This is a genomic window from Bradyrhizobium sp. WYCCWR15520 (genome assembly GCF_056174665.1).
Genome location: NZ_JBWBWM010000170.1, coordinates 1 through 654, shown reverse-complemented (window position 1 = coordinate 654; position 654 = coordinate 1). Strand labels below are relative to the sequence as shown.

The following is a 654-nucleotide window of genomic DNA, read 5'->3' as shown; positions in this document are numbered from 1 at the left end:
AATTCACCAGTCGGAGCGCCTCCTCCGTTTGGAGAAAGAAGTTTCCAGAACAATGAGTGGTTGGCATGTCCACCGCCATTGTTGCGGACAGCTGTGCGGATGTTTTCCGGTACAGCATCAAGGTTTGCAACAAGCTCTTCAACAGATTTGCTTTCAAGATCCTGTTTGCCTGCCACCGCTTCGTTCAATTTTGTAACATATGTGTTATGGTGCTTCGTATGGTGAATATTCATCGTCTCTTTGTCGATGTGAGGTTCTAACGCATCGTAAGCATAAGGTAATTCTGGAAGTTTGTAAGCCATATCAATTCCTCCTTAATTTGTATGTATTGAAATGCCGCCTTTAGCAAGCCTTTCCTCTTTCAATGTATCAAAAGAAAAGGCTTGTTTCAATGGAAATGCTCACAAAATGATCACAGTTGCATTTCAAGCGCTCACTAAACTTTATCCTTTTCCCCTTCTTTTTAAACATGGACGGGAAAATTTTAGAGCACAGTATATAAAAAGTAGCCGATCATTATCAGCTGAATCACACTTTTCGCAAAAACGCCTGAAATAAATCCGATCAATGAACCGATCCCGATTCTGGCCGCTGTTTTCAAATCCTTCTGATGGACAATCATCTCACCCGCCAAGGCCCCGACAAACGGCCCCA

2 protein-coding genes are annotated in these 654 nt (G+C 42.8%); both read right to left on the bottom strand.

Annotated features, from left to right (window positions below; all coding sequences use genetic code 11):
- The coding region (locus AC0QUY_RS42700; protein WP_475391748.1) for a superoxide dismutase at positions 1–302 on the bottom strand (302 nt) is incomplete at its 3' end.
- Between the two features lie 182 nt (positions 303–484).
- Positions 485–654 (bottom strand): DUF456 family protein (locus tag AC0QUY_RS42695; protein ID WP_475391749.1); only part of this gene is annotated, 170 nt, incomplete at its 5' end.